Annotated in this window: 24 protein-coding genes and 5 pseudogenes; 15 read left to right on the top strand and 14 right to left on the bottom strand. The window is 61.2% G+C overall.

What is annotated here, in order from left to right; all coding sequences use genetic code 11:
• Positions 1-60: 60 nt before the first annotated feature.
• The 5 genes from hisH to H9L14_RS04505 form a co-directional block, all read right to left on the bottom strand.
• Complete coding sequence (gene hisH, locus H9L14_RS04525; RefSeq protein WP_187709394.1) at positions 61-639, bottom strand: imidazole glycerol phosphate synthase subunit HisH; 579 nt, start codon at positions 637-639, stop codon at positions 61-63.
• Complete coding sequence (gene hisC / locus H9L14_RS14970) at positions 636-2,294, bottom strand: histidinol-phosphate transaminase (protein WP_222949922.1); 1,659 nt, start codon at positions 2,292-2,294, stop codon at positions 636-638. Before hisC ends, hisH begins: the two co-directional genes overlap by 4 nt.
• Complete coding sequence (gene hisD, locus H9L14_RS04515; protein ID WP_222949921.1) at positions 2,291-3,364, bottom strand: histidinol dehydrogenase; 1,074 nt, start codon at positions 3,362-3,364, stop codon at positions 2,291-2,293. Before hisD ends, hisC begins: the two co-directional genes overlap by 4 nt.
• 217 nt (positions 3,365-3,581) lie before the next feature.
• The gene (hisG, locus tag H9L14_RS04510) at positions 3,582-4,472 is read right to left on the bottom strand and encodes an ATP phosphoribosyltransferase (RefSeq protein WP_187709393.1); all 891 of its coding nucleotides are present in this window, start codon (positions 4,470-4,472) and stop codon (positions 3,582-3,584) included.
• Positions 4,462-4,788: a YerC/YecD family TrpR-related protein gene (locus H9L14_RS04505; RefSeq protein ID WP_187709392.1), complete on the bottom strand. Its 327-nt coding sequence runs from the start codon at positions 4,786-4,788 to the stop codon at positions 4,462-4,464. The genes hisG and H9L14_RS04505 overlap by 11 nt, the downstream gene beginning before the upstream one ends.
• Positions 4,789-5,019: 231 nt before the next feature.
• On the opposite strand from H9L14_RS04505, the gene H9L14_RS04500 reads away from it, so the two are divergent.
• From H9L14_RS04500 to H9L14_RS15585, 6 genes and pseudogenes are all read left to right on the top strand, one after another.
• A complete protein-coding gene (locus tag H9L14_RS04500; RefSeq protein ID WP_187709391.1) occupies positions 5,020-5,655 on the top strand; it encodes a DUF1326 domain-containing protein in 636 nt (211 codons plus the stop codon).
• Positions 5,636-6,353 (top strand): annotated as a pseudogene (locus H9L14_RS17325) (DUF2182 domain-containing protein). The gene H9L14_RS04500 and the pseudogene H9L14_RS17325 overlap by 20 nt, the downstream one beginning before the upstream one ends.
• 120 nt (positions 6,354-6,473) lie before the next feature.
• Positions 6,474-7,174, top strand: a pseudogene (locus tag H9L14_RS04490) (type 1 glutamine amidotransferase domain-containing protein).
• A gap of 204 nt (positions 7,175-7,378) precedes the next feature.
• Positions 7,379-7,843: a potassium channel family protein gene (locus H9L14_RS04485; RefSeq protein WP_187709390.1), complete on the top strand. Its 465-nt coding sequence runs from the start codon at positions 7,379-7,381 to the stop codon at positions 7,841-7,843.
• Between the two features lie 73 nt (positions 7,844-7,916).
• On the top strand, positions 7,917-8,345 hold the full coding sequence (locus tag H9L14_RS04480) for a PAS domain-containing protein (protein WP_246444453.1): 429 nt from the start codon (positions 7,917-7,919) through the stop codon (positions 8,343-8,345).
• Positions 8,339-8,554, top strand: coding sequence for a LuxR C-terminal-related transcriptional regulator (locus H9L14_RS15585; protein ID WP_246444450.1), 216 nt, complete (start codon positions 8,339-8,341; stop codon positions 8,552-8,554). Before H9L14_RS04480 ends, H9L14_RS15585 begins: the two co-directional genes overlap by 7 nt.
• Here the strand turns inward: H9L14_RS15585 and H9L14_RS04475 are convergent.
• The 3 genes and pseudogenes from H9L14_RS04475 to H9L14_RS04465 all read right to left on the bottom strand — a co-directional run bounded on the left by H9L14_RS04475 (position 8,538) and on the right by H9L14_RS04465 (position 10,936).
• Positions 8,538-9,415: pseudogene (locus H9L14_RS04475) on the bottom strand (polyprenyl synthetase family protein). The gene H9L14_RS15585 and the pseudogene H9L14_RS04475 overlap by 17 nt on opposite strands.
• 31 nt (positions 9,416-9,446) lie before the next feature.
• Positions 9,447-10,391 carry a 4-hydroxy-3-methylbut-2-enyl diphosphate reductase gene (ispH, locus tag H9L14_RS04470; protein ID WP_425506922.1) on the bottom strand — a complete coding sequence of 315 codons (945 nt, stop codon included), beginning with the start codon at positions 10,389-10,391 and terminating at the stop codon, positions 9,447-9,449.
• A 119-nt stretch (positions 10,392-10,510) separates the two neighbouring features.
• Positions 10,511-10,936: a DUF2141 domain-containing protein gene (locus H9L14_RS04465; protein WP_187709389.1), complete on the bottom strand. Its 426-nt coding sequence runs from the start codon at positions 10,934-10,936 to the stop codon at positions 10,511-10,513.
• 50 nt (positions 10,937-10,986) lie between these two features.
• On the opposite strand from H9L14_RS04465, the gene H9L14_RS16500 reads away from it, so the two are divergent.
• The 4 genes and pseudogenes from H9L14_RS16500 (at position 10,987) to H9L14_RS04445 (ending at position 14,470) form a co-directional block, all read left to right on the top strand.
• Complete coding sequence (locus tag H9L14_RS16500; protein ID WP_187709388.1) at positions 10,987-11,646, top strand: lycopene cyclase family protein; 660 nt, start codon at positions 10,987-10,989, stop codon at positions 11,644-11,646.
• 97 nt (positions 11,647-11,743) lie between these two features.
• Positions 11,744-12,124: a lycopene cyclase family protein gene (locus tag H9L14_RS16495; protein WP_187709387.1), complete on the top strand. Its 381-nt coding sequence runs from the start codon at positions 11,744-11,746 to the stop codon at positions 12,122-12,124.
• A pseudogene (locus H9L14_RS04450) lies at positions 12,121-13,598 on the top strand (phytoene desaturase). Before H9L14_RS16495 ends, H9L14_RS04450 begins: the two are co-directional and overlap by 4 nt.
• Positions 13,595-14,470 (top strand): phytoene/squalene synthase family protein, encoded by an 876-nt coding sequence (locus tag H9L14_RS04445; RefSeq protein ID WP_187709386.1) that lies wholly within the window; start codon positions 13,595-13,597, stop codon positions 14,468-14,470. Before H9L14_RS04450 ends, H9L14_RS04445 begins: the two are co-directional and overlap by 4 nt.
• Here the strand turns inward: H9L14_RS04445 and H9L14_RS16490 are convergent.
• The 4 genes and pseudogenes from H9L14_RS16490 to groES all read right to left on the bottom strand — a co-directional run bounded on the left by H9L14_RS16490 (position 14,433) and on the right by groES (position 17,872).
• A pseudogene (locus tag H9L14_RS16490) lies at positions 14,433-15,177 on the bottom strand (sterol desaturase family protein). The gene H9L14_RS04445 and the pseudogene H9L14_RS16490 sit on opposite strands and share 38 nt — an antisense overlap.
• A 3-nt stretch (positions 15,178-15,180) precedes the next feature.
• Positions 15,181-15,675, bottom strand: coding sequence for a sterol desaturase family protein (locus H9L14_RS04435; RefSeq protein ID WP_281389424.1), 495 nt, complete (start codon positions 15,673-15,675; stop codon positions 15,181-15,183).
• 213 nt (positions 15,676-15,888) lie between these two features.
• Positions 15,889-17,508, bottom strand: a complete 1,620-nt coding sequence (gene groL, locus H9L14_RS04430; RefSeq protein ID WP_187709385.1) for a chaperonin GroEL — start codon at positions 17,506-17,508, stop codon at positions 15,889-15,891.
• Positions 17,509-17,557: 49 nt separating this feature from the next.
• Complete coding sequence (gene groES, locus H9L14_RS04425; protein ID WP_187709384.1) at positions 17,558-17,872, bottom strand: co-chaperone GroES; 315 nt, start codon at positions 17,870-17,872, stop codon at positions 17,558-17,560.
• A gap of 455 nt (positions 17,873-18,327) precedes the next feature.
• Between groES and H9L14_RS04420 the strand changes: the two genes are divergently transcribed.
• The 5 genes from H9L14_RS04420 (at position 18,328) to H9L14_RS04400 (ending at position 21,229) form a co-directional block, all read left to right on the top strand.
• A complete protein-coding gene (locus tag H9L14_RS04420; protein ID WP_187709857.1) occupies positions 18,328-18,597 on the top strand; it encodes an usg protein in 270 nt (89 codons plus the stop codon).
• 156 nt (positions 18,598-18,753) lie between these two features.
• Entirely contained in the window at positions 18,754-18,918 is a 165-nt protein-coding gene (locus tag H9L14_RS04415) for a hypothetical protein (protein WP_187709383.1), read from the top strand.
• A gap of 150 nt (positions 18,919-19,068) precedes the next feature.
• Complete coding sequence (locus H9L14_RS04410) at positions 19,069-19,374, top strand: hypothetical protein (protein WP_222949919.1); 306 nt, start codon at positions 19,069-19,071, stop codon at positions 19,372-19,374.
• 132 nt (positions 19,375-19,506) lie between these two features.
• Complete coding sequence (locus tag H9L14_RS17320; RefSeq protein ID WP_425506898.1) at positions 19,507-19,782, top strand: high-potential iron-sulfur protein; 276 nt, start codon at positions 19,507-19,509, stop codon at positions 19,780-19,782.
• Positions 19,783-19,870: 88 nt separating this feature from the next.
• Entirely contained in the window at positions 19,871-21,229 is a 1,359-nt protein-coding gene (locus tag H9L14_RS04400) for a hypothetical protein (protein WP_187709380.1), read from the top strand.
• Positions 21,230-21,260: 31 nt separating this feature from the next.
• On the opposite strand, the gene H9L14_RS04395 is transcribed toward H9L14_RS04400, so the two are convergent.
• Positions 21,261-22,253 carry a M14 family metallopeptidase gene (locus H9L14_RS04395; protein ID WP_222949918.1) on the bottom strand — a complete coding sequence of 331 codons (993 nt, stop codon included), beginning with the start codon at positions 22,251-22,253 and terminating at the stop codon, positions 21,261-21,263.
• Between the two features lie 23 nt (positions 22,254-22,276).
• Entirely contained in the window at positions 22,277-23,212 is a 936-nt protein-coding gene (locus tag H9L14_RS04390) for a glutamate-cysteine ligase family protein (RefSeq protein WP_187709378.1), read from the bottom strand.
• Positions 23,213-23,294: the final 82 nt, after the last annotated feature.

Genomic DNA, 23,294 nt, shown 5'->3' with positions numbered 1-23,294 from the left:
CGCACGATGCGTTCGCCCATTAGGTCCATTGCCGGGTAGATGATCATTGCGGTGGTGCAGTCACTGCAGGAAGCTTTGAAGAAACCGCGCGCCCGCCTCGCCGGACCGCTCGGGGTGAAATTGCGCACCCAACCAGTTGCCCGTTCGAACCACTGCAGGGATTGGCCGACCATAGTCGGCGCGCGCCACGGTCGCCGGCCCGTCGTCACACGCATAGCTGTGCGCGAAATAGACATAGTCGCCGGAGCGCAGGCCGAGGTCCTGGTTCCCAACATGAACACGGCTCCAGCCCATGTGCGGCACCGGGCGCTCCGGTTCTGGCTCCAGCGCGCGGACGGCACCGGGGATGATGCCGAGGCAGTCGACATCTTCTTCCTCACTGCGGTCGAACAGCAGTTGCATGCCAAGGCAGATGCCGAGCGCCGGTTGCTTCAGCGATCGCAGCGGCTCGCGCAGGCCGAGCGCTTGAATCCGTTCCATCGCGAAGCCGGCGGCCCCTACACCGGGCAGGACGACCTTGTCAGCGGCAGCGAGTTGCTCCGGATCGGCAGTGACAAATGGACTAAGTCCAAAGCGTCTAAACGCCAGCCGCACGGATCCGATATTGCCGCAACCGAGATCGACGATGGCCAGCTTCACAGCATGCCCTTGGTGCTTGGCAGCGCATCACCCTCTCGACGGACGGCTTGGCGGAGCGCGCGGCCGAATGCCTTGAAACAGGCCTCTGTCTTGTGGTGGTCATTCTCGCCCTGGACGCGGACGTGGACCGCGGCACCGAGGCCGTCGGCAAGGGAGCGGAAGACGTGAGGCGTCATCTCGGTCGGATATTCGCCGATGTGGCTGGTCTCGAACTCGCCTTCGAAACGGCTGAACGGACGGCCGGACAGGTCGATCAGGACCTGTGCTTCAGTCTCGTCCATCGGTAAAGCGAAGCCGAAGCGGCCAATGCCGCGCTTATCGCCGAGCGCGCGCCCGAGCGCCGTGCCCACGGCGATGGCGCAGTCCTCGATGCTGTGATGGCCGTCGATGTCGAGATCGCCATCGCAACTGAGCACGAGGCTGAAACCGGCATGCGCGGCGACCTGGTCCAGCATGTGGTCGTAGAACGGAATTCCGGTCGCGATGATCCGCGGCTCCGCCCGCTCCAGGTCGAGGGCGACCGCGATCTTTGTTTCCCTGGTCTCCCGGACGATCTCGGCGCGGCGCACCTTCTCGTCACTGCCGGGCACGCCGAAGGCCGCCAAGGCCGCAGCATTTTCCTGTTCGGTTCCGATGGTGAGGCGCACCCCGCCAGGCGCTGCATATGGCCGAAAGCGAACACGGATACCGAGACCGCGCAGTTTAGCTGCGAGCGCTGCCGGATCGTGGACTTCGAGGAAGAGAAAATTGCCCCCGCCGCTGCGCACCGACTTAACGATGGCCGATTGCTCCAGCAGCGGCACGAGCCGTTCGCGGTCGGCCTTGATGCGCGCAATTCGCTGCTCGTGGATGGGCCGGCGCGATGGCGCGAGGGCTGCCATTGCCGCTTCGATCGACAAGCTCGGCAGTGGGTATGGCGGCAAGGCCCGAGCGGCGAGACCGATCAAGTCGGGGTTCCCGATCGCGCAGCCGATGCGCGCACCGGCGAGGCCGAACGCCTTTGATAGAGTCCGCAGCACGACGAGATTGTCTCGCGAGCTCGCGTTGGCGGCGAGGCTCGCTGTCTCGGAGAATTCGAGATACGCCTCGTCGAGCACGATGATCGTGTTCGGCAGCGCGTCGGCGACGCGAAGCACCAGTGCCGGGTCGACCTCGTTCCCGGTCGGGTTGTTCGGCGAGCAGATGAAGGCCAGCTTCAGGTTCGGCTCGCCCTTCAGCACCTCCAGGTAAGCATCGGCGTCGAAGCCGAAGTTTTCGCTAAGCGGCACGTGGACGATACGGGCACCCTGCACACGGGCAAAGTGCGAATAAGCCGAGAAAGTCGGCTTGGGGATGGCCACGGCGTCCTGGCCCGGCCGGCAAAAGGCGCGCACCAGCATGTCGATCGCATCGTCCGCGCCGCGAGTGACGACGACATTCGCCGGCTCGACGCCGTAGAGTGCTGACATGGCGCGCGTCAGCCGCTCAGGCTGCGGCTCCGGATAGCGGTTGAGGCCCGCCGCGAGCGGACCCTCGGACAAGGGCGGAAAAGGATTCTCGTTGGCGTCCAACTTGATAGCGTCCGGGGTGAACGAGCCGTTTGCCTGCGCGGCGATGTCGAAGGGTTCGAGCGCCACGATCTCAGGCCGGGCGAGGCGTTGGGCGAGGATGCTCATCGCACCAGCTCCAGCCGCGCGTCGGCGGCGCGAGCGTGGGCTTCGAGCTGCTCGAGCCGAGCCAGTGCCGCAGCGGGGGCGGCGATGCGGCGGGCGGCCTCCGGACTAACTGTCTGCACGCTCATCGCCTTGAGGAAGGTGTAGGCTGAGACGCCGCCCCAAGCGCGCGCTGCGCCGTCAGTCGGCAGGACATGGCTGGAGCCCGCGATATAGTCGCCGAACGTCTCTGCCGCGAGTAGGCCTGCGAAAACGGCGCCGGCATTTCGAACGGCTGGAACGAGGGAGTCGGCATTTTCGACGGCAAGCGACAGATGCTCGGGAGCATAGAGGTTGGCGATCGCGACGCTTTCCTCGAGGTCCGCGACGAGGATCAGCCGCGCCGATGCCAGCGACGCACGGGCAATGTCGGACCGTGGCAAGTCGACGAGCTGCACTTCAACGGCTTGCGCAACGGTCTCGGCGAGCTGTTCGGACGGTGTAACCAAGATGACTTGAGCGCCGGCGTCATGCTCGGCCTGGCTAAGCAGGTCGGCGGCCACGATGCGCGGATCTGCACTTTCGTCGGCAATGACCAGCAGTTCGCTCGGCCCCGCAGGCATGTCGATGGCCGGTCCGCCCGGCAGGCTGGCGACCAGCCGCTTCGCTTCCGCAACCCACGCGCTGCCCGGTCCGCAGATCTTGTCGACCTTCGGGATGCCGCCAGCGCCGAACGCCAGCGCTGCGATCCCCTGCGCGCCACCGACGGTCCAGATACTCTCGATGCCGCATAATTCGGCGGCGAGCGCGATGAACGAGTCGAGGCTGCCGCCGGAGCATGGCGGTGTGACGGCAACGATCTCGCCGACCCCTGCGACCTGCGCGGGGATGCCGAGCATCAGAAGGGTCGAGAAAAGTGGCGTGTTGCCGCCGGGCACGTAGAGTCCGACACGGTCGATTGGTCGCCAGACCTTGCGTACGGTCAGGCCGGGTGCGGTCTCGACAGCAACGTCGCGAGGCAGGCTCGCCTCGTGAAACGTGCGGATGTTGCGGGCGGCAAGTTCGATCGCGGCGACTTGATCCGGGACGCCCACTGCCTGGCCTTGGCCGCTGCCGGAGCGACTTTGAAAAGCAATGGCTCGGCGCCATCGATGCGACGAGCGGCGGCGCGCAGCGCATCCCAGCCGCCGACGCGCACCTCCTCGACGATGCCGGCCACGCTGGAGCGCAGCGTCGCGTCCATGCGCTGCTGCGGGCGAGCCAGGGCCGCGGCTCGCTCCGCCTCGCTCAATGTGTTCCACCTGAGCGTTCTCACATCATCATCTTTTCAATCGGGACGACGAGGATTGCCGAAGCGCCCGCGCCCTTGAGCTTCTGCAACGTTTCCCAGAACACCGATTCCTGGCAGACCGCGTGGACCGCGAAGTGCCCTGGTCGACCATGCAGCGGCACGATGGTCGGCGCTTCTGCGCCCGGCAGGAGCTGGGTGATCTGCTTCAGCGCGTCCTCGGTCGCGTTGAGCATTATGTACTTGGATTCCTTGGTCGCCAGCACGCCATCAATCCGGCTCAGCAAGCCTGCAGAGATCGCTTCGCGCGCCTCGTCGAGCGGCCTCTTCGTACGGATCAGGAGCGACTGGCTTTCCAGCACTGTCCCGACCGGCTTCAGCCCATTTGCTTCCAGGGTCGCACCGGTCGAAACCAGGTCGCAAATGAAACTGGCGATCTGCAGCCGCGGCGCCAATTCGACCGCGCCGTTCATTTTCACGACCGTCGCTTCGATACCCTGCTCTTTCAGATACCGGGTGAGCAGCCGCGGATAGGACGTGGCGATCCGCGTGCCGGCTAGTGATTGCGGCCCGTCGAAACGTAGGTTCTCGGGAGCAGCGAGACGGAGGCTGCAACGGCCAAAGCCCAGTTCGGCAAGCACTTCATAGCGCTGATCGGGCTCGCCCAAGGCGAATTCCTCCAACACGTTCTGACCAACGATCCCGAATTCGCAGACTCCGTCGCTGACGAAAGTCGGGATGTCGTCGTCGCGGACGAACATCAGCTCCGCTGGAAAGTTCTCGACGCGGGCTGTCAGGCTGTTCTTGCCCGATTGGATGCGAAAGCCGGCGTCGCGAAGCAGTTCGCGGCTCGCGTCGGCGAGACGCCCGGATTTCTGAAGCGCGATGTGCAGACGAGAACGATCAGCTAACACCGTTCGGCCTCATTGCGTCGATTGCCCGCCGATAGCCTTGGTGCGGCTCGTGGCGCAGAAACCGTCCGACGCGGACCACAGTCGTCGTGCTGACTCCCGTCGCTTCGTGGATGTCGCGATACGGCAGGTCAGTGCCGTCCAGCAGACGCGCCACATGCCACCGTTCCGAGAGCGTGCGGATCTCGGCGGGCGTGCACAGATCCTGGAGTAGGCACCGCATCTCGGCGCGACTTTTCGGCGTCAGAAGCGCATCGCAAAGGTCGTTCTGCAGAACCTCGAGATCGCGCGTCGGCTCTGGCGGAGATGAAAGAGTCATCGAGAGCTTGTTCCATCGTGTTAAAACGCTAAAACGCATTCGCCGCCTTGAGTGTCTGAGTCAACCCCGATGCAAGTTGTCAAAGTCATCTTCTTCCGAGTGGCGACGCCAGCCGAATGTCCGGAATGGGTCGAAAGTCGACATTCTTCAGCCTGCCGAAATCGCAGAAGCCCCAATTCACGGGCTTGGGGCGGTGTGCTATTGAGGTTCCAGCGGTGATGGAGAGTCAGCATGGTCTATTGGGAGTTCACCGGCCGCGAGCTGGTCAATTGCACGTGCGAATATGGCTGCCCATGCCAGTTCAATGCACTTCCAGACAAAGGCCATTGCTATGCGGTCGCCGCCATCCAGATTGATCAGGGTAAGCACGGCGACACGCGCCTCGATGGCCTGAAGATCGGCGCCATTTTCAAATGGCCGGGCGCGGTCCACGAAGGCAATGGCGAAGCATTAGCCATAGTCGATGAGCGCGCCGACGAAACGCAACGGGACGCGCTGCTCAGAATCATGACCGGTCAGGACACCGACCCGTTCGCCACCATGTTCGCGGTCTACGCATCGACCATAACTAAAATGCACGAGCCTGTGTTCGCCGCCATCGACTTCGAAGTGGACGTTGATGGGCGCGTCGGGAGACTGTCCGTCCCTGGTTATGTTGAGATGACCGGCGAGCCGATCCGCAACAAGGTAAGTGGTCAGGAATCGCGTGCCCAGATCGTGCTTCCCGCAGGCTTCGAGTATGCAGTTGCGGATATCGGCAGCGCATCAAGCCGCACGACCGGCGGACCGATGCAACTTGAGATCGAGAGCAAATACGGTCAGTTCGCCCACCTTCATCTATCGAGCCATGGGGTCGTCCGCGACTGACCTGACCAGCCGATTGCTGCGCCACGAGCGAGGGCTACTCGCTGGTAGCATCTTGCTGCTCGCCGCTCTGAGCTGGAGGTTCCTGATCGGCAACGCGGGAATGGAGCCGATGCGGCCACCGCTGACGGCTCTCATGTTGATGTGGTGGGTGATGATGGTCGCGATGATGCTGCCGTCGGCAACACCCGCAATCCTGCTTTATGCGCGGGTGCGCCACGTACGCGGCAGCGATGCGGCAATCGCCCAGCCATGGGTTTTCCTTGCCGGCTATCTTACCATGTGGCTGGTGTTCTCCATTGCAGCGGCCTTCGCGCAGCGCTCGCTGACGGGCCCTCGATGGCGCTCCAAGGAAGCTTAGCAAAGGGCCTAATGCTCCTCGCTACGGGCGCTTATCAGCTCTCCCCGATGAAGTCGGCCTGCGTCAGCCAGTGTCGCTCCCCGGGCAATTCATCAGCCATCACTGGCGTTCTGGGTTGACCGGCGCATTGAGGCTTGGGGTGATCCACGGCGCCTATTGCGTGGGCTGCTGTTGGCTATTGATGGCGCTGCTGTTCGTCGGTGGGGTGATGAACCTCTTGTGGATAACGGGTCTGACGGTTCTTGTGGCCGGCGAAAAGCTGCTTCCAAATGGTCGCTTGCTTCAGCAGGTGTCGGGAGCGGCGCTCATCCTTTGGGGAGGAACAAAGATCCTCTTGTGATCTCTCGGGCAATGTCCGCAATGGGTCGAAAGCGGACGCGCGGCTGGTGACTGGCAACTTTGAAAGCGGCCGCCTTCTTCCTATCTGATTGCGGGGCGGGCCAACGACGGAGACGCGCCGATGAACATCCTGATGGTTCTCACAAGCCACGATCAGTTGGGTGATACGGGAAAGAAGACCGGGTTCTGGCTCGAGGAGTTTGCTGCCCTTATTACGTGCTGAAGGACGCAGGACACCAGATTACTCTTGCTAGTCCCAGGGGCGGCCAACCACCTCTCGATCCCAAGAGCGATGAAGCGGCATCGCAGACGGATGCCACCCGCCGTTTCAAAGGCGATGCAGATGCTCAGGCGCAGCTCGCTTCCACCAAACCACTGGAGTCTGTGCGACCGTCAGACTTCGATGCACTCTTCTATCCTGGCGGTCACGGGCCGCTTTGGGACCTTGCGGAAGATCCAAAGTCGAAAGCGCTAATCGAGCAGACGCTCGCCGACGGGAAGCCGGTCGCGCTCGTTTGCCATGCCCCTGCAGTGCTGAAGAATGTTACAGCGCAAGATGGCGTGCCGCTTGTTGCCGGCAAGTCCGTTACTGGGTTCACGAATGAAGAGGAGGAGGCCGTCGGCCTGACCAAAGTTGTTCCGTTCTTGCTCGAAGATGTGCTCAAGCAGCTTGGTGCCAAGTTCAGCAAGGCCGAACCCTTCAAGCCTCATGTGGTACGCGAAGGTCTGCTCATCACAGGTCAGAACCCGCCGTCGAGCGAGCCCGCCGCCGAAGCCCTGCTGGAGGCGCTTGCAAAGGAACCGGCAGGCGTCGACTCCTGACCAGCGACAGACCCTCCTAGTGTTCGCAATGGGTCGAAAGCGGACACTCGGCTAACGTCAGCTTTGGTCGATGGCGGACGTCACGCTCCAGACTAACGTGGTTCGTTTTGGCTCGTTCGAGTGGCCCGCAGATGTCGGGAATAGTAAGAGTGGCGGCGCGGGCCCTCCCGTCGCTTTGACTTCCTCTATGGATTGGAGCGCTCGATGCTGATTCAGCTGTTCCTGGCGACAATCATGTCGCTCGTCACGGTGGTAATTCACCTGACCGGTCTCGCTTTCCTCGTGCGAATACTCCGGTCTCACCATAGATTGGTCAGGCCGTTGAAGAGTGCCCCTGTCGCAGTCCTGCTGGTCTCAACAGCCACTATCTTCGCAATTCACACCGCGGAGATATGGCTCTACGCGTTTCTCTATTTGCTGCTCGGCGCCCTCGGCACTTTCGAGGTGGCGCTCTATTTTTCAACCGTTACCTATTCGTCCGTTGGCTACGGCGACGTGCTGTTAGGCCACGAATGGCGGATATTCGGCGCCATCGAGGGTGCGACCGGAATCCTCATGATTGGTTGGTCAACCGCTTTCCTCGTATCAATGCTGGGGCAGCTCAAATTACTGACTCACGACTGGCTGACACCTGAGGCAGGTCCAAGTCTGAAGCAGGCGGCACGTTAATGTCCGCTTTGGGCCTAAAGCGGACATTCGCAGTGAACTTGATTCGAAGCAGACCGCCACGTAACCGGGCGTAATGCAGGGTTCGGCGGGTCACGTAGAGCTGAGAGAACTTCGCGCCTCTATCCACCGCACGCCAATCGCAACCATCGTCACCGACAATCGCGCAACGGACAATCCGATCGTAGAGGTCAACGATGCGTTCCTGAGGCTCACCGGCTATGAACGAGAGGAAGTTGTAGGGCTCAACTGCCGTTTTCTCGCCGGTCGGGGATCGGAGCCGGAAGCTCAGGCCGCACTTCGGGCGGCGGTCGCGAATGGCGCACCGACGATTGTCGAGATCACCAATTATCGGAAGGACGGCACTCCTTTCCGCAACGCCGTCATGCTCGCACCGGTATTTGGCGAGGATGGCTCGGTTGCCATGTTCATCGGCTCACAGATGGAAGTTCAATCTGGCGACGGAGCGGGGCCGGACTGCGCGAGACACAGGCGCGCATGCTAGTCGGAAAGTTGACGCCGCGACTGCGGCAAACTCTGGAACTGATGGCGATGGGCTATCGCAACAAGCAGATCGGCGGCTTCCTGGGCATCGAAGAGAAGACCGTCAAAATGCATAGGGCACGGATGATAGAAGCGCTCGGCGTGAGGACCTCCGCCGACGCTATCCGGATCGCCGTGGAGGCTGGGATCGTCCCTAGCGGTCGCGACTGATCGCGAACCGGGCGATTGCAGCCAGAAGATCGGCGGCTTGTCCGAATGCATGGAGGTGCTCGATCGCTTGATCGACGAGAATTTGAGCTTGGTGACGGGCACGCTCCTCGCCGAGCAGTGTGACGAAGGTCTCCTTGCCTTGCGCCTCATCCTTGCGGAGGCGTTTCCCCACGGAAGAAGGATCGCCTGAAACGTCGAGCAAATCGTCTGTGATCTGGAAGGCCAATCCCAAATTCTGCGCATAGCCCCGCAGACTGGTTCGTTCCTCGGTCCCAGCACGACCGAGGATGGCGCCGCACTCAACCGACCACCCAATCAGGGCTCCCGTCTTCAACCTCTGCAGCCGAGCAATTGCCTCCATGTCTGCAGGCTGCTCCATCGGCATGAGATCGAGCATCTGGCCCCCGCCATGCCGTAGGCACCTGCCGCGTGCGCAAGGTCTCTGACCAGCTCCACACGCACCTCCGCCAAAGGGTGGGTTTCGGGGTCGGAGAGGATCTCGAATGCGAGTGCGAGCAATGAGTCGCCCGCCAGTACGGCCGTCGCCTCATCGAATGCAACGTGCACTGTTGGCTTTCCGCGCCTCAGATCGTCGTCGTCCATGCAAGGAAGGTCATCGTGAATGAGCGAGTGCACGTGAATGCATTCGACGGCGAGTCCCGCGCGGACGGATAGATGCCGGGATACGCCGAAAATGTCGGCGGAGGCACACGCCAAGAGGGGCCGAAGGCGTTTGCCTCCACCTATTGCGGCGTGACGCATCGCATTCAGAAGTCGGGCGCTGGGATCGGAGGGTATAACCAGCACTCTTTCGAACAATGCGTCGATGTCCGCCGCAATCTTCGCAAGCGGTAGGTCTATTCGGGTACATCCCGTGCAATTTCCGCTGTTCTCATGCGATCGCCATGCGTTTGAAGACGGTGGTTTCGGTCCCGGAGCCGAGCTCTTCCACGATCATGCGGTACCGGGCGCCCAGCGCGGACAGAATTGACTGCACGCTGGTCTCAGGAGTCGATGCGGCCGCAGTAATCCCAATCACTCCGCTCTTCGGCAGGCCGCTCCAGTCGATTTCATCGGACCCCGCGACCAGCTGCACATTATTGCAGTGGGCGCTCGCCACCTCGGCCAGCCGGCAAGCGTTCGAAGAGAATTGCTCTCCTGCAACGATGATCGCGTCGCTCTGCAGGGCCACTTCCCGGACGGCCGCCTGACGGTTGGTGGTCGCGTAGCAAATGTCGCTGGAAGCTGGGCCAACAAGGTCGGCGAAGCGAAGATGCAGAGCCTGAATGATGGTCCGCGCGTCATCGACCGAGTAGGTCGTCTGGACGGCATAGGCGGCCGGTTCATGACTTGAGATCGGCAAGTTCTCGACCTCGTCGACGCTGTTTACGACATGCTTGCGGACGGACGAGACGTGACCCAGGGTGCCCTCAATCTCCGGGTGCCCCTTGTGGCCTATCAGGATGATCTGACGTCCTCGGCGCTGGTGGCGCTCGACTTCGCGGTGGACCTTTGCGACCAGCGGACAGACGGCGTCATAAGCGATCAGCCCTCGCTTCTGGGCATCGGCCAGGATCGCCGGCGACACGCCATGCGCTGAGAAAACGACGACGCCGCCGGCCGGCACTTCGTCCAACTCCTGGACGAACACGGCCCCTTCCGCTTCCAGCGATCGGACGACTTCTAGATTATGGACGATTGCACGGCGCACAAAGACGGGGGTTCCATGCTTGGCAAGAGCATCCCGGACTGCGTCGATTGCCCTGCGCACCCCTGCACAAAAACCTCGCGGCGCCGCGAGAATGACACGGATTTCCGGCCTTTCTTCCGCAAGCAATTGGGAGCCTGGGGAAGTTCGGGGAATGTCGGTAGAACGCAAGTCGAGCATCGCCTTCCGAAACAGCATATACCCCAGCATTGCAGGGTAAGTCTCTGAATTCCGCGAATCTATATGGGCTAAAGCAGGTATTGCATGCGCACGCTCGTGCGAGTGAAGCCGGACGTAAGTTCAATGCTCACCTTTTCGAAACGCGGCGGCCCGAAGCGGATCCCAGGATTTCGCGAGAAGCCGAAGCCCTCTCTTGGGATTCCGACCAGCGTATCGAGCTTCTGGTTGGCGTTTTCGTCATGAAAAACGGACAAGGCATAGCGACCGGCGGGCACCCCAGTGAACTGGATCCTTCGAATGTCCGCCGGAACAGATTGCTTGAACGCGTCGGGATCTGCCTTGCAGTTCGGGAAGTGCGCCGGGTTTCGGGTCATGCACAAGCGAATGGCTCCGTGCGTGTTACGAAGCGCCGTCAAATCGACTTCGACCGTAGCGGCAGGAGCAGTCGCCGAAATCAGCGGAATAGCGACCAGAAGCGTGGCAAATCGTGTCATTCGTCAATTGCTTATCAGCGGCCGGAGGATTTCGCCACGCGGGTGATGAAGTGAGCCGGATCATAATCGCAGGCGGAGGGCTCTCGGGTTCTCTCGCCGCTCTCGCGCTCGCGAGACGTCGACCGAGGACCGAGCTGCTACTCGTCGAGCAGGGCGAAACTTTCGGCGGAAACCACACTTGGTCGTTCTTCGAATCCGACGTCCCGCCAAAGGTCCGCTGGGTGCTCCAGGGAGTCGAGGCGACCCATTGGCCTGCGCACGAGGTCCATTTCCCCAGGCGCAGCAGAAAGATCGACGTCGGTTACACCGGCATTCGTTCGATCCACCTCGACGACGCCGTCCGCGCCGGGTTGCGTCCCGAACAGTTTCGCTTGAATGCGCGGATCCAGGCCGTGGAGCCGTGCGCGATTACGCTGGACGGCGAAACGATCGAGGCCGACGCGGTAATTGATGCACGAGGCCCGTCATCGATGTCAGGCCTCGAGCTGGGGTGGCAGAAGTTCGTCGGCCGCTACTACCGCTTCCCCCGGCCGCACGGCATGTCGCTCCCTATTATCATGGACGCGACCGTCGAGCAGGTCGACGGCTACCGCTTCATCTATCAGCTGCCGGTCAGCCCGACCGATCTGCTGATCGAGGATACTTATTACTCCCGCACCCCGGTTTTGGATCAGGCGGCATTGCGGGCCGGATCGATCAGCTGGCCATGAGGTTGGGCGGGGGTTCTCCAGAGGTCCTAGATGAAGAGAGCGGCGTCCTGCCCATCGTGCTCGGCGGGATGTCGAGACGCTCTGGCGAAGCGGACAGGTGGCGCGCCTTGGACTTCGCGGCGGATTCTTCCACCCGACCACGAGCTATTCGCTCCCCGATGCGGTCGCCAATGCTGCGCTCCTCGCCCAGCAAGATGAGCTCACGAGTGAGGCGCTGCACGCGGTTTTCCACAAACGGGCACAGCAGCTTTGGCAGGACAGAGCCTTTTTCCGACTTCTCAACCGCATGCTCTTCTACGCGGCCGAGCCTGATCAGGCGTACCGCGTTCTCGAACATTTCTACCGGCTACCGCCGGCGGTCATCTCCCGCTTTTACGCTGCCCAGCTCTCGGGCTTCGACAAGGTCCGCATTTTCAGCGGCAAGCCTCCGGTTTCGATCGGCCGCGCTTTGTCGGCTTTGCGCAGGAGCGCGGCATGAAGCGGAAAGCCGCGGTCATCGGCTCCGGCTTCGGTGGGCTGGCGCTAGCGATTCGATTGCAGTCGGCCGGGATCGACACGACGGTAATCGAGGCCCGCGACAAGCCCGGCGGCCGTGCTTATTCCTGGGAGAAGGACGGCCACGTCTTCGATGCCGGCCCGACGGTCATTACCGACCCAGCCTGCCTCAGGGAGCTTTGGGAGCTGACCGGCGCCGACATGGCGCGCGATGTCAGCCTCGTCCCGGTGTCGCCTTTCTACCGCCTTTCTTGGCCGGACGGCACGACGTTCGATTACGTCAATGACGACGAGGAACTTGGCCGGCAGATCGCTGCTCTGGAGCCCGCGGATGTCGCAGGATACCAGCGTTTCCTGCGTTATTCGGAAGGTGTTTACGCCGAGGGATACGAGAAGCTCGGCGCTGTTCCTTTTCTCGACTTCAAGTCCATGCTGCACGCGGCTCCGAAACTCGCGCGGTACCAAGCTTGGCGATCAGTTTACTCCATCGTTTCGCGCTTCGTCCGCAACGAGAAATTGAGGCAGGCGCTGTCGTTTCACAGCCTGCTCGTCGGCGGCAATCCGATGACGGCAAGCGCGATCTATACGCTCATCCACAAGCTCGAACGCGACGGCGGAGTGTGGTTCGCAAAAGGCGGAACTAACCAGCTAGTATCCGGCATGGTCAAGCATCTGGAGAGGCTTGGCGGTTCAGTTCGATTGGGCGACCCTGTCGCCGGCATCGCCACGAAGGAGGATCGCGCCACTTCCGTTCGTACTCGGAGCGGTTGGGAGGAATCGTTCGATGCGGTCGCCTCAAACGCCGATGTCGTTCGAACCTACGACATGCTTCGACATCGTTCGGCCAAGCGCAGCTCCGCCAAGCTCAAGCGCAAGCGCTTCTCGCCGTCTCTTTTCGTGGTCCACTTTTCGACTGATGGTAATTGGCCCGAGGTGTCGCACCACAGCATCCTGTTCGGCCCCGTTATGCTGAGCTGCTGAAAGAGATTTACGGCGGCAACTCGCTCCCTGAAGACCCGTCAATCTATTTGCATCATCCGACCGCGACGGATGCCTCGATGGCGCCCGCCGGCCGCTCGACATTCTATGCTCTGGCGCCCGTGCCCCACCTCGGGCGGGCCGACATCGACTGGGAAGTCGAAGGGCCGGCATATTCGCGCCGCCTTCTAGAAATCCTCGAGCAGCGGATGCTCCCGGGTCTCAGGGACAGGCTCGGCGAAGTCTTTCATTTCGGGCCCGCCGATTTCGAGCACGAGCTTAACTCCCACCTGGGATCCGCGTTCAGCCTCGAACCAATCCTGACTCAGAGCGCCTACTTTCGGGTCCACAATCGCGACGACGTCATCGGCAACCTCTACTTCGTTGGAGCTGGGACTCACCCCGGTGCCGGGATCCCCGGCGTGGTTGGAAGCGCCAAGGCAACGGCGGGACTGATGATCAAGGACCTTGCCGCATGACTCGCGATGAGATCGTTGCCGGCGCGTACGAGGTCATTCAAAGCGGCTCCAAGTCCTTTCGCGCCGCCAGCCGGCTGTTCGACCGCACCACCCGCGAAAGGGCGTGGCTGCTCTATTGCTGGTGCCGGCATTGTGACGACGTCTGTGACGGTCAGACCTACGGTTTCGCCGGCGGCTTCCGTGGCAACGTCGCTGTCCTTCGCGGGAAGACGCATCGGGCGGTCGCGGGCGAAGCCACGGCCGAATTGCCGTTCCAGGCCCTGTCGCTGCTGCTCTCCGAATGTCCGATCCCCGAACGCTTCCTCGAAGATCATCTGCGCGGCTTTGCTCTCGATGAGTCCGGCTGGCAGCCCGTCACGGAACAGGATCTCGCGACGTACTGCTATTATGTCGCCGGCGCCGTCGGATGCATGATGGCCATTCTGATGGGTGTGCCGGCGGATGATGAGGAGACGCTGGAGCGAGCCGCCGACCTCGGGATCGCCTTCCAGCTTTCGAACATCGCGCGCGACGTACGCGAGGACCTGGAAGCTGGTCGATGCTACTTGCCCAGCGACTGGATGGCCGAGTTCGGAATTACTCGAACGACCCTTTTCGATCCGGAGAATGAGACGGCACTCGTGGCGATCGTCAAACGGCTGATCGACGGAGTTTCGATCTACGAAGAGAGCGCTCGTCTCGGGGTAGAAAAGCTTCCGTTCCGCTCACGCCTTGCGGTCTTGTCTGCGTTGCGCATCTACGGAGCGATCGGGCGTCGCGTCGGCCGACTGGGCAGCGCTGCCTGGGATCAGCGCGTGACCGTCGGCAAGATGCAGAAGCTGGCGTATGTCGTGCCTAGTTTCGCAGAGGCCGTGGCGACGGGTCGATCATAAATTCCCCAAGACCGCGGTCCGTGCCGCACAGTCGATCCCAGAACCGGAAGTACAATCCGTAATTGCAGAGATGTTTTTCATGATGTCGCTGGTGGTGGCTGGCGGTTATCAACCATCGACCGGCGGGCCCACGGACAAGCCAGTTCGGGAATAGCTCCCAACCCATATGATTGGTGACCCCATCACCGTCATGATCAGCAGCACCGCGAGCAAGGCCCATAATGGATCGGAATGAGCAGGACGAGCGAGGGGACCAGCACGGCCCCCGTAATGGATTCCCATGGATGGAAGCTCATCGCCGCCCACGCGGTTGGATTCCGGCTTGCATGATGAACCGCATGCATTCTCTTGTAGATGCGAGGCCGATGCATGAACCGGTGCGTCCAGTAAAACCAACTGTCGTGAAGCAGCAGGCAGACGACCACGGATCCTGGTAGCCACCACAACGGATAGTCTGTGACGTCGGCATAGATGCGCGTCCAACCACGCGCCTGCCAACCCCACGCAAGCAAACCAGCGGGCGCCGCATAGATGAAGGCGCTCGCAAGGGACCAACCGATTTCCTTGCGGATCTGATCGCTGCGGTCGTCGTAAAAGCCTGGCAACCGACGCTCCGTGAGCCACGCAAATGCTCCGCTGACCGCCAGATAGCGGACGCCAACGATAATTGTCATCGCGAACACGGAAAGGATCAGTGCGGTCAGCATGTTTTAGCGACGAGGCTCGCGGACAGTCGCTTGCTTGCTCTCGCCAAGCTGCCGCTTCAAACGGTCCGCAGGCGGCGCCCACAGGAAGCCAAAGCTCACCGAGCCGTGCTTACCGCTGGTTGCGTGGTGCAATCGGTGCGCTTGAATGATCCGCTTCATGTAGGTCGAGCGCGCTACGTAACGATGGTCAATGCGTTGATGGACGATGACGTCGTGAAACCCGAAATAGATCGCGCCGTAGGCCGCGATGCCCGCACCCACCCACACGGCCCAGCTTCCCCAGCCAAGCTGCACGCCTCCAAGCAGAAGGACGATCGAGGGAATTGCGAAGATCAGCGCATACAGGTCGTTGAGCTCAAACAGCGTATCCCTACGGCGATGGTGGCTCGCGTGCAGGAACCAGCCCGGCCCATGCATCACCCAACGATGTGCCGCGTAAGCAACGGCCTCCATCGCAAGAATGGTGCCCAAAAACAGAAATATGCCGGCGACAGTCACTGGGCGTCCTATAGACCTGCCGACACCGGGTTCGAAGCGGTCTTTAGGCCGTATGAAACGCCCTTAGGCCGATCCGAATGTCCGCAATGGGTGGAAAGCGGACTTGGCGCCAATGACTGGACCGGGTGAAGTCCTATACTAGTGTGGATGCACTCTCCACTATAAACCAAGTAGGATTGAGGAGCGCAGCCAGGCTGCGCTCCTCGTCCTTCTTCAGAAGTCCATCGCGGGGACCGACGGCGATTTCTCTTCCTTGGGTACCTCCGCAACGAGCGCTTCCGTGGTGATCAGCAGGGAAGCCACGGACGACGCGTCCTGCAGCGCTGTGCGGACGACCTTGGCCGGGTCGATGACACCTGCCTTGACGAGATCCTCGTAGGTACCGGTGGCGGCATTGAAGCCCCACCCATACTCGTCGGTCTCCAGCAGCTTGCCAACGACGTAGGCACCGTCTTCGCCAGCATTCTCCGCGATCTGGCGCGCGGGAGCCCGCAGCGCACGGCGGACAATGTCGACGCCCGACTGCTGATCGTCATTCGCTGTCTTCAACCCGTCGAGCGCCTTGATCGCTCTCAGCAGCGGAATGCCGCCTCCAGGAAGGATGCCTTCCTCTACGGCCGCGCGGGTCGCATGGAGCGCGTCATCGACGCGATCCTTCTTCTCCTTGACCTCGACTTCCGTCGCTCCGCCGACGCGAATGACCGCCACACCTCCAGCGAGCTTGGCAAGGCGCTCATGCAGCTTCTCACGATCATAGTCGCTGGTGGTCGTTTCGATTTGCTGTCGGATCTGCGCAACGCGGGACTCAATGTCCGCCTTGGCGCCGGCACCGTCGATGATTGTTGTATTATCCTTGTCGATCGCGACCTTCTTGGCGCGTCCGAGCATGTCGATCGTGACGTTCTCGAGCTTTGTGCCAAGTTCCTCGCTAACGACGTTGCCGCCTGTCAGGATCGCAATGTCTTCCAGCATCGCCTTGCGACGATCGCCGAAGCCCGGCGCCTTGACCGCCGCGACCTTGAGGCCGCCGCGCAGCTTGTTGACCACAAGCGTCGCAAGCGCCTCACCTTCGACGTCCTCGGCTATGATCAACAGCGGCCGGCCGGACTGGACGACCTTCTCTAGGAGCGGGATCAGAGCCTGGAGATTGGAGAGCTTCTTCTCGTGGATCAGGATGTAGGGATCGTCCAGTTCCACCTTGAGCTTCTCAGAGTTGGTAATGAAGTAGGGCGACAGATAACCGCGGTCGAACTGCATGCCTTCAACCGTCTCCAGTTCCGTCTCCAGGCTCTTCGCCTCCTCGACGGTGATCACGCCCTCGTTCCCGACCTTCTCCATGGCCTCTGCGAGGATGCGCCCGACCTCTTCGTCGCCATTGGCGGAGATCGTCGCCACCTGCGCGATTTCATGGTTCGCGCCCACGGTACGTGCATGGCTCTCGAGGTCCTTGACGACCGCAGCGACGGCCAAATCGATGCCGCGCTTGACATCCATCGGGTTCATGCCGGCGGCGACCGCCTTCGAGCCCTCACGGACGATTGCCTGAGCGAGCACGGTAGCGGTGGTGGTACCGTCGCCAGCGCGGTCGTTCTGCTTGTTGGCGACCTCGCGCAGCATCTGAGCACCCATGTTTTCGAACTTGTCGGCGAGTTCGATCTCCTTCGCGACCGTCACGCCGTCCTTGGTGATGCGCGGTGCACCGAAGCTCTTATCGATCACCACGTTGCGGCCCTTCGGACCCAGAGTCACCTTCACTGCGTTCGCAAGAGTATCCACGCCACGCAGCATGCGATCGCGCGCGTCCGACGCAAATTTCACTTCCTTGGCAGCCATTCTGCCCAAACTCCTTTCTATAGTTTCAGCTTGTTGGAAGTCGCGAGGGTTAAGCCGCGCGCTTGAGCGCAGCTTCCACCTCGATCACTCCGAGGATGTCGCTTTCTTTCATGATCAGCAGATCCTCGCCGTCGATCTTGACCTCGGTCCCCGACCATTTGCCGAAAAGGATGCGGTCGCCCTGTGCGACCGACAGCTCAACGAGCTTGCCGTTCTCATCCCGGGCGCCTGGGCCGACGGCGACAACCTCGCCCTCCTGCGGCTTTTCCTTTGCGGTGTCGGGAATGATGATGCCGCCCGAGGTCTTTTCCTCGGCCTCGATACGGCGGACGACCACCCGGTCGTGCAAGGGGCGGAAATGCATGCATTAACCTCCAGTTGCAAAACGTGAATGTCATCGCCGGGCATCCGCTGAGGACGCCAGGCGGCGGCGGATTTTGGAGTTCGAAATCCCTCGTTCAAGACCCGGAACGAAAATTTTTGGCGCTCGTTGGCACGAAGTGCCAAATTCCGCAGGAACTCGCCCCGGGAGCGGCTCTTTTACATCTTGACGGGAGCGCCTGACGGACAAAAATTCCAGCGGGCCAACAGGCCCTTGAGCCTTAGGAGCGGCAGTTTGGAAGGAGGATTACAGTGTCGCGACAAGTCTTTCCGAGCGATCACCCATTCAAGGCAGAGTTGCGGCCAAGTTTCGAGCCCGAGGTCCAGCGTGCGATCCTCGCTCGCCTGACGTCCAGCGCAGCGCCACGTTCGCCGCGCAGCTTCGGCACCCCGGGTATGATCTGGTTTCTAAAGGGCCCACGATGGCACTGCGCCGGCATGACCGATCGCGCGTTCGTCGAGCAGATGGGCGGATCCGGGCTCACGACGGCGGAGATTTATTACTATCGGCCGGATGCGCAGTCACTGCTCCAGTTGTTCGTCTGGCAGGAGTATGATCTGGCGCCGGATTTTCCGGTCCTGTTTCAATTCCTTGAGAATTGGCAGCAGCAATTGGAAGGCGCACTTCACTCGGTCAGCATTTCGCACCAGAGGCTGATAAAGCCCGCCGAATTGCGCGCTGTCGGTGGAATTCTCAGATTACCATAATGCTCAAGCGGTCGACGGGTGGTTGTGGCAGCCGTGGCCCGATGCTGTCGCGGCAAGTTTGGGTGGAAAGGGACATTAGCGACGCTGTGTCGATAGGTGCGCAATCGCGATGGGTGAGACGCCAGGGGCTTTTGGAGCCAGCAGCGCGATTCAGGCTTGCTGTCGCTCGTTATCCTGTTGGCCTCGCCGAGCTTCGAATGTGCGAATGTCCGCTTCGGCCTCATCGGCCATTTGCCTGAGGACGCCTTCAGTGTGTGGATCATTGATCATCGCCGCAAGACGACGACACTGCGCCACCCGGTTCCGCGCCTTCTGAACTAGGTCTTCGTCACTCATCGCCCGCTAAACGCACTCGGCTTCGGCTTGTTGCAATGTCTGCTTTGGTCGAGGGCAGACATTGCAAAATGCATCGTCACTGGCTTGAGATGCTCAGGGCTAGGTGGCGTGGAGCCACTTCTGTGAGGTGCTTTGATGCTCTCTGTTCCGAAGACCCCAATGGAGGCACTCGCGATCTTCCGCAGCCCAGACGCAGAAGACTGGGAGCGCGACTATGCCGCTTTGATGATTGCTTCGCTCGATGAAGCGCTTCCTGACCTGGTGGCGATGGCGCGCGACAACACTGCAAGCGAGATGTTGCAGCAGAGAGCGGCAGAGGCTCTTTCGTTCGCTTGGAGGGATCGCGACATACTTTGGACAGCCGATATATCCGGCTTCACGCCGGCCGCTCGTCAGGAAATACTTTTCCGCCGAGGCGAGGGACCGCCGTTCCGAGGCTGATCCTCAATGTCCGCAATGGGTAAGAAGCGGACATGAGTTCACCGGTCAGACACATCTGAGCTTACGCGAATCTACTTATTTCGCAGCCACTCCGATTAGGGCCAACTAGCACACAGCGCCGGAGTTGTTGCCATGTCAGAGCACGAGAGGTTTGGGCTAGTTTCTCGCAGGGACCTCCTCAACATCGCTGCGGTCGGAGCTAGCGCCTTGGTCACATCGGGCGTGAGCTACGCTGCATCAGCAGCGCCCAAGAAATTCACGCAGAAGCAAGCCCACTATCAGCCGATTCCGAAATCCGGGCAGCGCTGCCAGACATGCGCGCTCTGGCAGCCGCCGACTGATTGCCAGCAAGTCGAAGGACCGGTCAGCCCTGCTGGTTGGTGCATCCTTTACGTTCGGAAGAGCTGAACATCATGGCCAGAGGGGCGGCGGCATGACGATACGGGTCAGTTGGGTATCGACCTTTCTCCCAGGAGCGGTCCTCTTCGGAATCGCCTTGGCATTCCATCGCCCGGCACAAGCCGTTCCCGCTTTTGCAGAGCAGACAGGACGCAATTGCGCCGCTTGCCACGTAGGCGGCTTCGGACCCGAACTCACTCAGTTCGGGCGCGAGTTCAAACTGGGCGGCTATACGCTGCGCATGCATAAATCAGTGCCACTCTCGGCGATGGCAATCGCCTCATGGACGCATACGCAGAAGGATCAGGTTCCACCGCCGGAGCACTTAAGTCGCAACAACAATCTGGTGCTTGATCAAGCTAGTCTGTTTGTCGCCGGCGGAATCGGTGAACATCTTGGCGGCTTTGCCCAGCTCGTCACCTATGACGGCGTCGAACATGCTTGGTCGTGGGACAACATAGACATTCGCGCCGTCACGAACGCCAAGCTGTTCGGCCAGGATTCGATCCTCGGGCTGACACTGAACAACAATCCGACCGCCCAGGATCCTTGGAATACACTACCGGCATGGGGATTTCCATTTACGGAGACCGCGGTCTCACAGACACCGGGAGCCGGAGAGTTGATCGACGATCCTCTGGCCGGAAACGCGTTGGGACTCACCGCCTATGTTTGGTTCGACCACAAATTCTATGCCGAAGTCGGAGGCTATTCGAGTCCATCCCGCGGGTTCCTCGATTTCGTCGGCATGGATCCGGAAGACCCCGGCTCGCTTCACGGAATCGCGCCCTACGGACGCATTGCCTATCAGGCCGACCTCGCTGGCGGGACCTTCGAAGTCGGGGCGAATGTACTTAAGGCGGCGATCTTCCCGGAGCGCGATCGCTCGAGTGGTTTAACCGACCGTTACACCGACTGGGGACTCGACAGCTCGTGGCTAAAATCGATGGGTAAATCCGACTCATTCAGCGCCCATGTCCGCTTCGAGCATGAGAGAGGCAACCTGCGCGCGAGCTGCGCGCTTGTACTCGTCGGCGACGGCACCGACACAAACTGCGGGCGTTATGACCTGAACGAGTGGCGTGCGGCGGTTCGCTATAACTGGCACGACAAGGTCGGTGTGACGGTGTCTCCGTTCAGCATCAGCGGCTCTCGAGACTTCGATTTGTACGACGGCAATGGCCGGCCCGATAGCAATGGGGTGCTCGGCCAGATAGACTTCACACCGTGGGGCGCCGAAAATTCCCCCTGGGCCCGAGGTTCAATGCGAGATTGGGTGTTCAATACACGCTCTACGGCAAATTCAATGGCCGCCGGCACAACTATGACTTCGCGGGCGCTAACGCGCGTGACAACAACGCCCTCCGACTCTTCACTTGGGTCGCTTTCTAAAACAACGCCGGCGATGCGCGATAAGCCTAGCTCAGGATTGGTCGTTTATAGGCCGGCCCGGTAAGAGTTCAAACCGGAGTCAGATGTGAAGAAATTCAAAGGCGCTCCATGAGATAGCAGAAGCAGTCCTGCCTCACTATGCGCGGCACTACCGTGAGCATGGCGGGCACAGCTTGCTTGCGGAGTTTCAACTTGCCCCCGCTTGTTTCGAAATAATGCGCCGCTACATCGAGCCCCCTCTCATCAATCATCTGTAGCGGCATTTGATGCCGGGTTTCCCCCAACACTGTTCCGGGCTTCAACTCTCGGAAATTGTTCTTGTCGAGGGCCGGGTCGAAGCGAACTTCGGCCTCGCCCACTCCGAACCCGAAGCTTACGTCCTCTCTTACGCGAACAACGCCGAGCGTGTGGTAGAGCTCGAGCATAATCCGTTCATTTGCGCCGTTCGGCAACTCGTCGAGATTCAGCGCTTCGTCGAGGAAGCGGGCTCCTGCTTGTGCGTTGGCTGCTTCGCCCGGCAGTCCGCATTCGGCGGTGATTGCCGGGATTAGGCCGGCGAACGAAGCGGTCTGGCTGCCCAAGATGCCGCGGAAGCAGACCGCGCGCCGCGAGAACAACGCGGCCAGACCGAGCGTGGGAGGATCGAAATTGCAAACGACGGCATAATGTGGGTTGCGGCCTGTATTGTTGTGGAGGTCGATGGCGGCCACGGCGTGCCGAGCCAGCGCCCGCGCATGAACTTTGGCCATCATCCCGGCTTCCGGCGTGTCGCCTTGGTTCGGCGTTCCGGGCCAGATGCGATTATAGTCTGGCTGATCGTCCAGCCGGCGCAGCCCATGGCGCGCCGCCTCAACATTCCCGATCAGCAGCATCAGCGAGCGCGGGAGCACCCGACCCCGGTAGCCATTCATGACGCGCTGAATTGCGCCCAGGCCCGAGTCCTCATTGCCATGCAGCAGGATCGAAACGAACAGGGGTGATCCGCGTTCGCCCGCCAGCTCGATGAGCGTTGGCCCGTCCAACACCTGGTGCAGATCGCGCGCGTGGCAGTCGAGAAAGCCGTCGGGGAGGGCGTCGAGTATGGCCAAGCCGGTTGTCCTCGCCATGTCGCTTAAAGGGCCCATTCGTGAACCGGTCTCCCGGTCCTCTGGTTCTCGACATAAGCAGCCGTTAGCTTGTGGAGGTCTCCGTACCGATCGAAATGGGCGAGCTGCCAATCCGCACCATTGCGACCGCAAGCCAGCCGCGACGAGATGATATGGAGATAATGATCAATGAGGTCATCATCCATCCCCTGCGCGGCCAGTCCCTCGGCCGCCAGTGGGAGGATCTCGCTCAGAACACCGCGGATAGAGCGTTTCCCGGTCCCGTTCAGCCAATGAATTTCGGCGTCGAGACCGAAGCGAGCAGCTTCGTAGAAATTCTCCCGCATTGATGCAAAAGGCAGCATCGCTTCAGCATTGTCGAGCTCACGCGCGAGCACGTGGACTGCGCCGAAATAGAGTGCGGCATTGGCCATCATGTCGCGCACCGTTGGCCCGGCCGGAAGGACGCGCTGCTCGATCCTGATGTGGGGCGTTCCGTCCGGGTCAAAACCGACAATCGGCCGGATCCAGCGCCATATCGTGCCATTGTGCAGGCGCAAGCAGGAATAACAGCGCACGGGATCCTGGGGCTCGACCGGCAAAAGGACCGGATAATCTCTCAAATTCTCCTCGAACAACTCGGTGATATCGGTCCCAGCATACTTCGTTCCCAATGTGACCCGTTGGGGACCATGAGGCTGCTGAAGCGATTGCTCGAAAATCGGAATCCGTGTTTCCCTCCAGAGCGGCTGCCCGAACAAGAAGGGCGAGTTCGCGCCGATCGCGACCAGCGGGCCAGTCAACATCAGCGACGCATTGTAGGTGCGCGATATCAAGTCCGGCGGCACCTGGAGGTGGAGCTGGAATGACGTAGCTGCCGCCTCAAGCATCACGTGCTTGAAGCAAGCGAGGAAAGGATGGCCGCCGGGAAGCGCGCAATCGATGTCTACATTCAACGGCATGCCGCCCTAAGGCGCATCGCTTCGCGGTTGAGGGCTTGGTAGCGATGGGAAGGCGTCATTGCTTCGAGTGAAAGGTCTTGCT

It is taken from the genome of Sphingomonas sediminicola (assembly GCF_014489515.1).
Classification (GTDB): Bacteria; Pseudomonadota; Alphaproteobacteria; order Sphingomonadales; family Sphingomonadaceae; genus Sphingomicrobium; species Sphingomicrobium sediminicola.
This window is presented reverse-complemented; position numbering and strand designations above follow the sequence as displayed.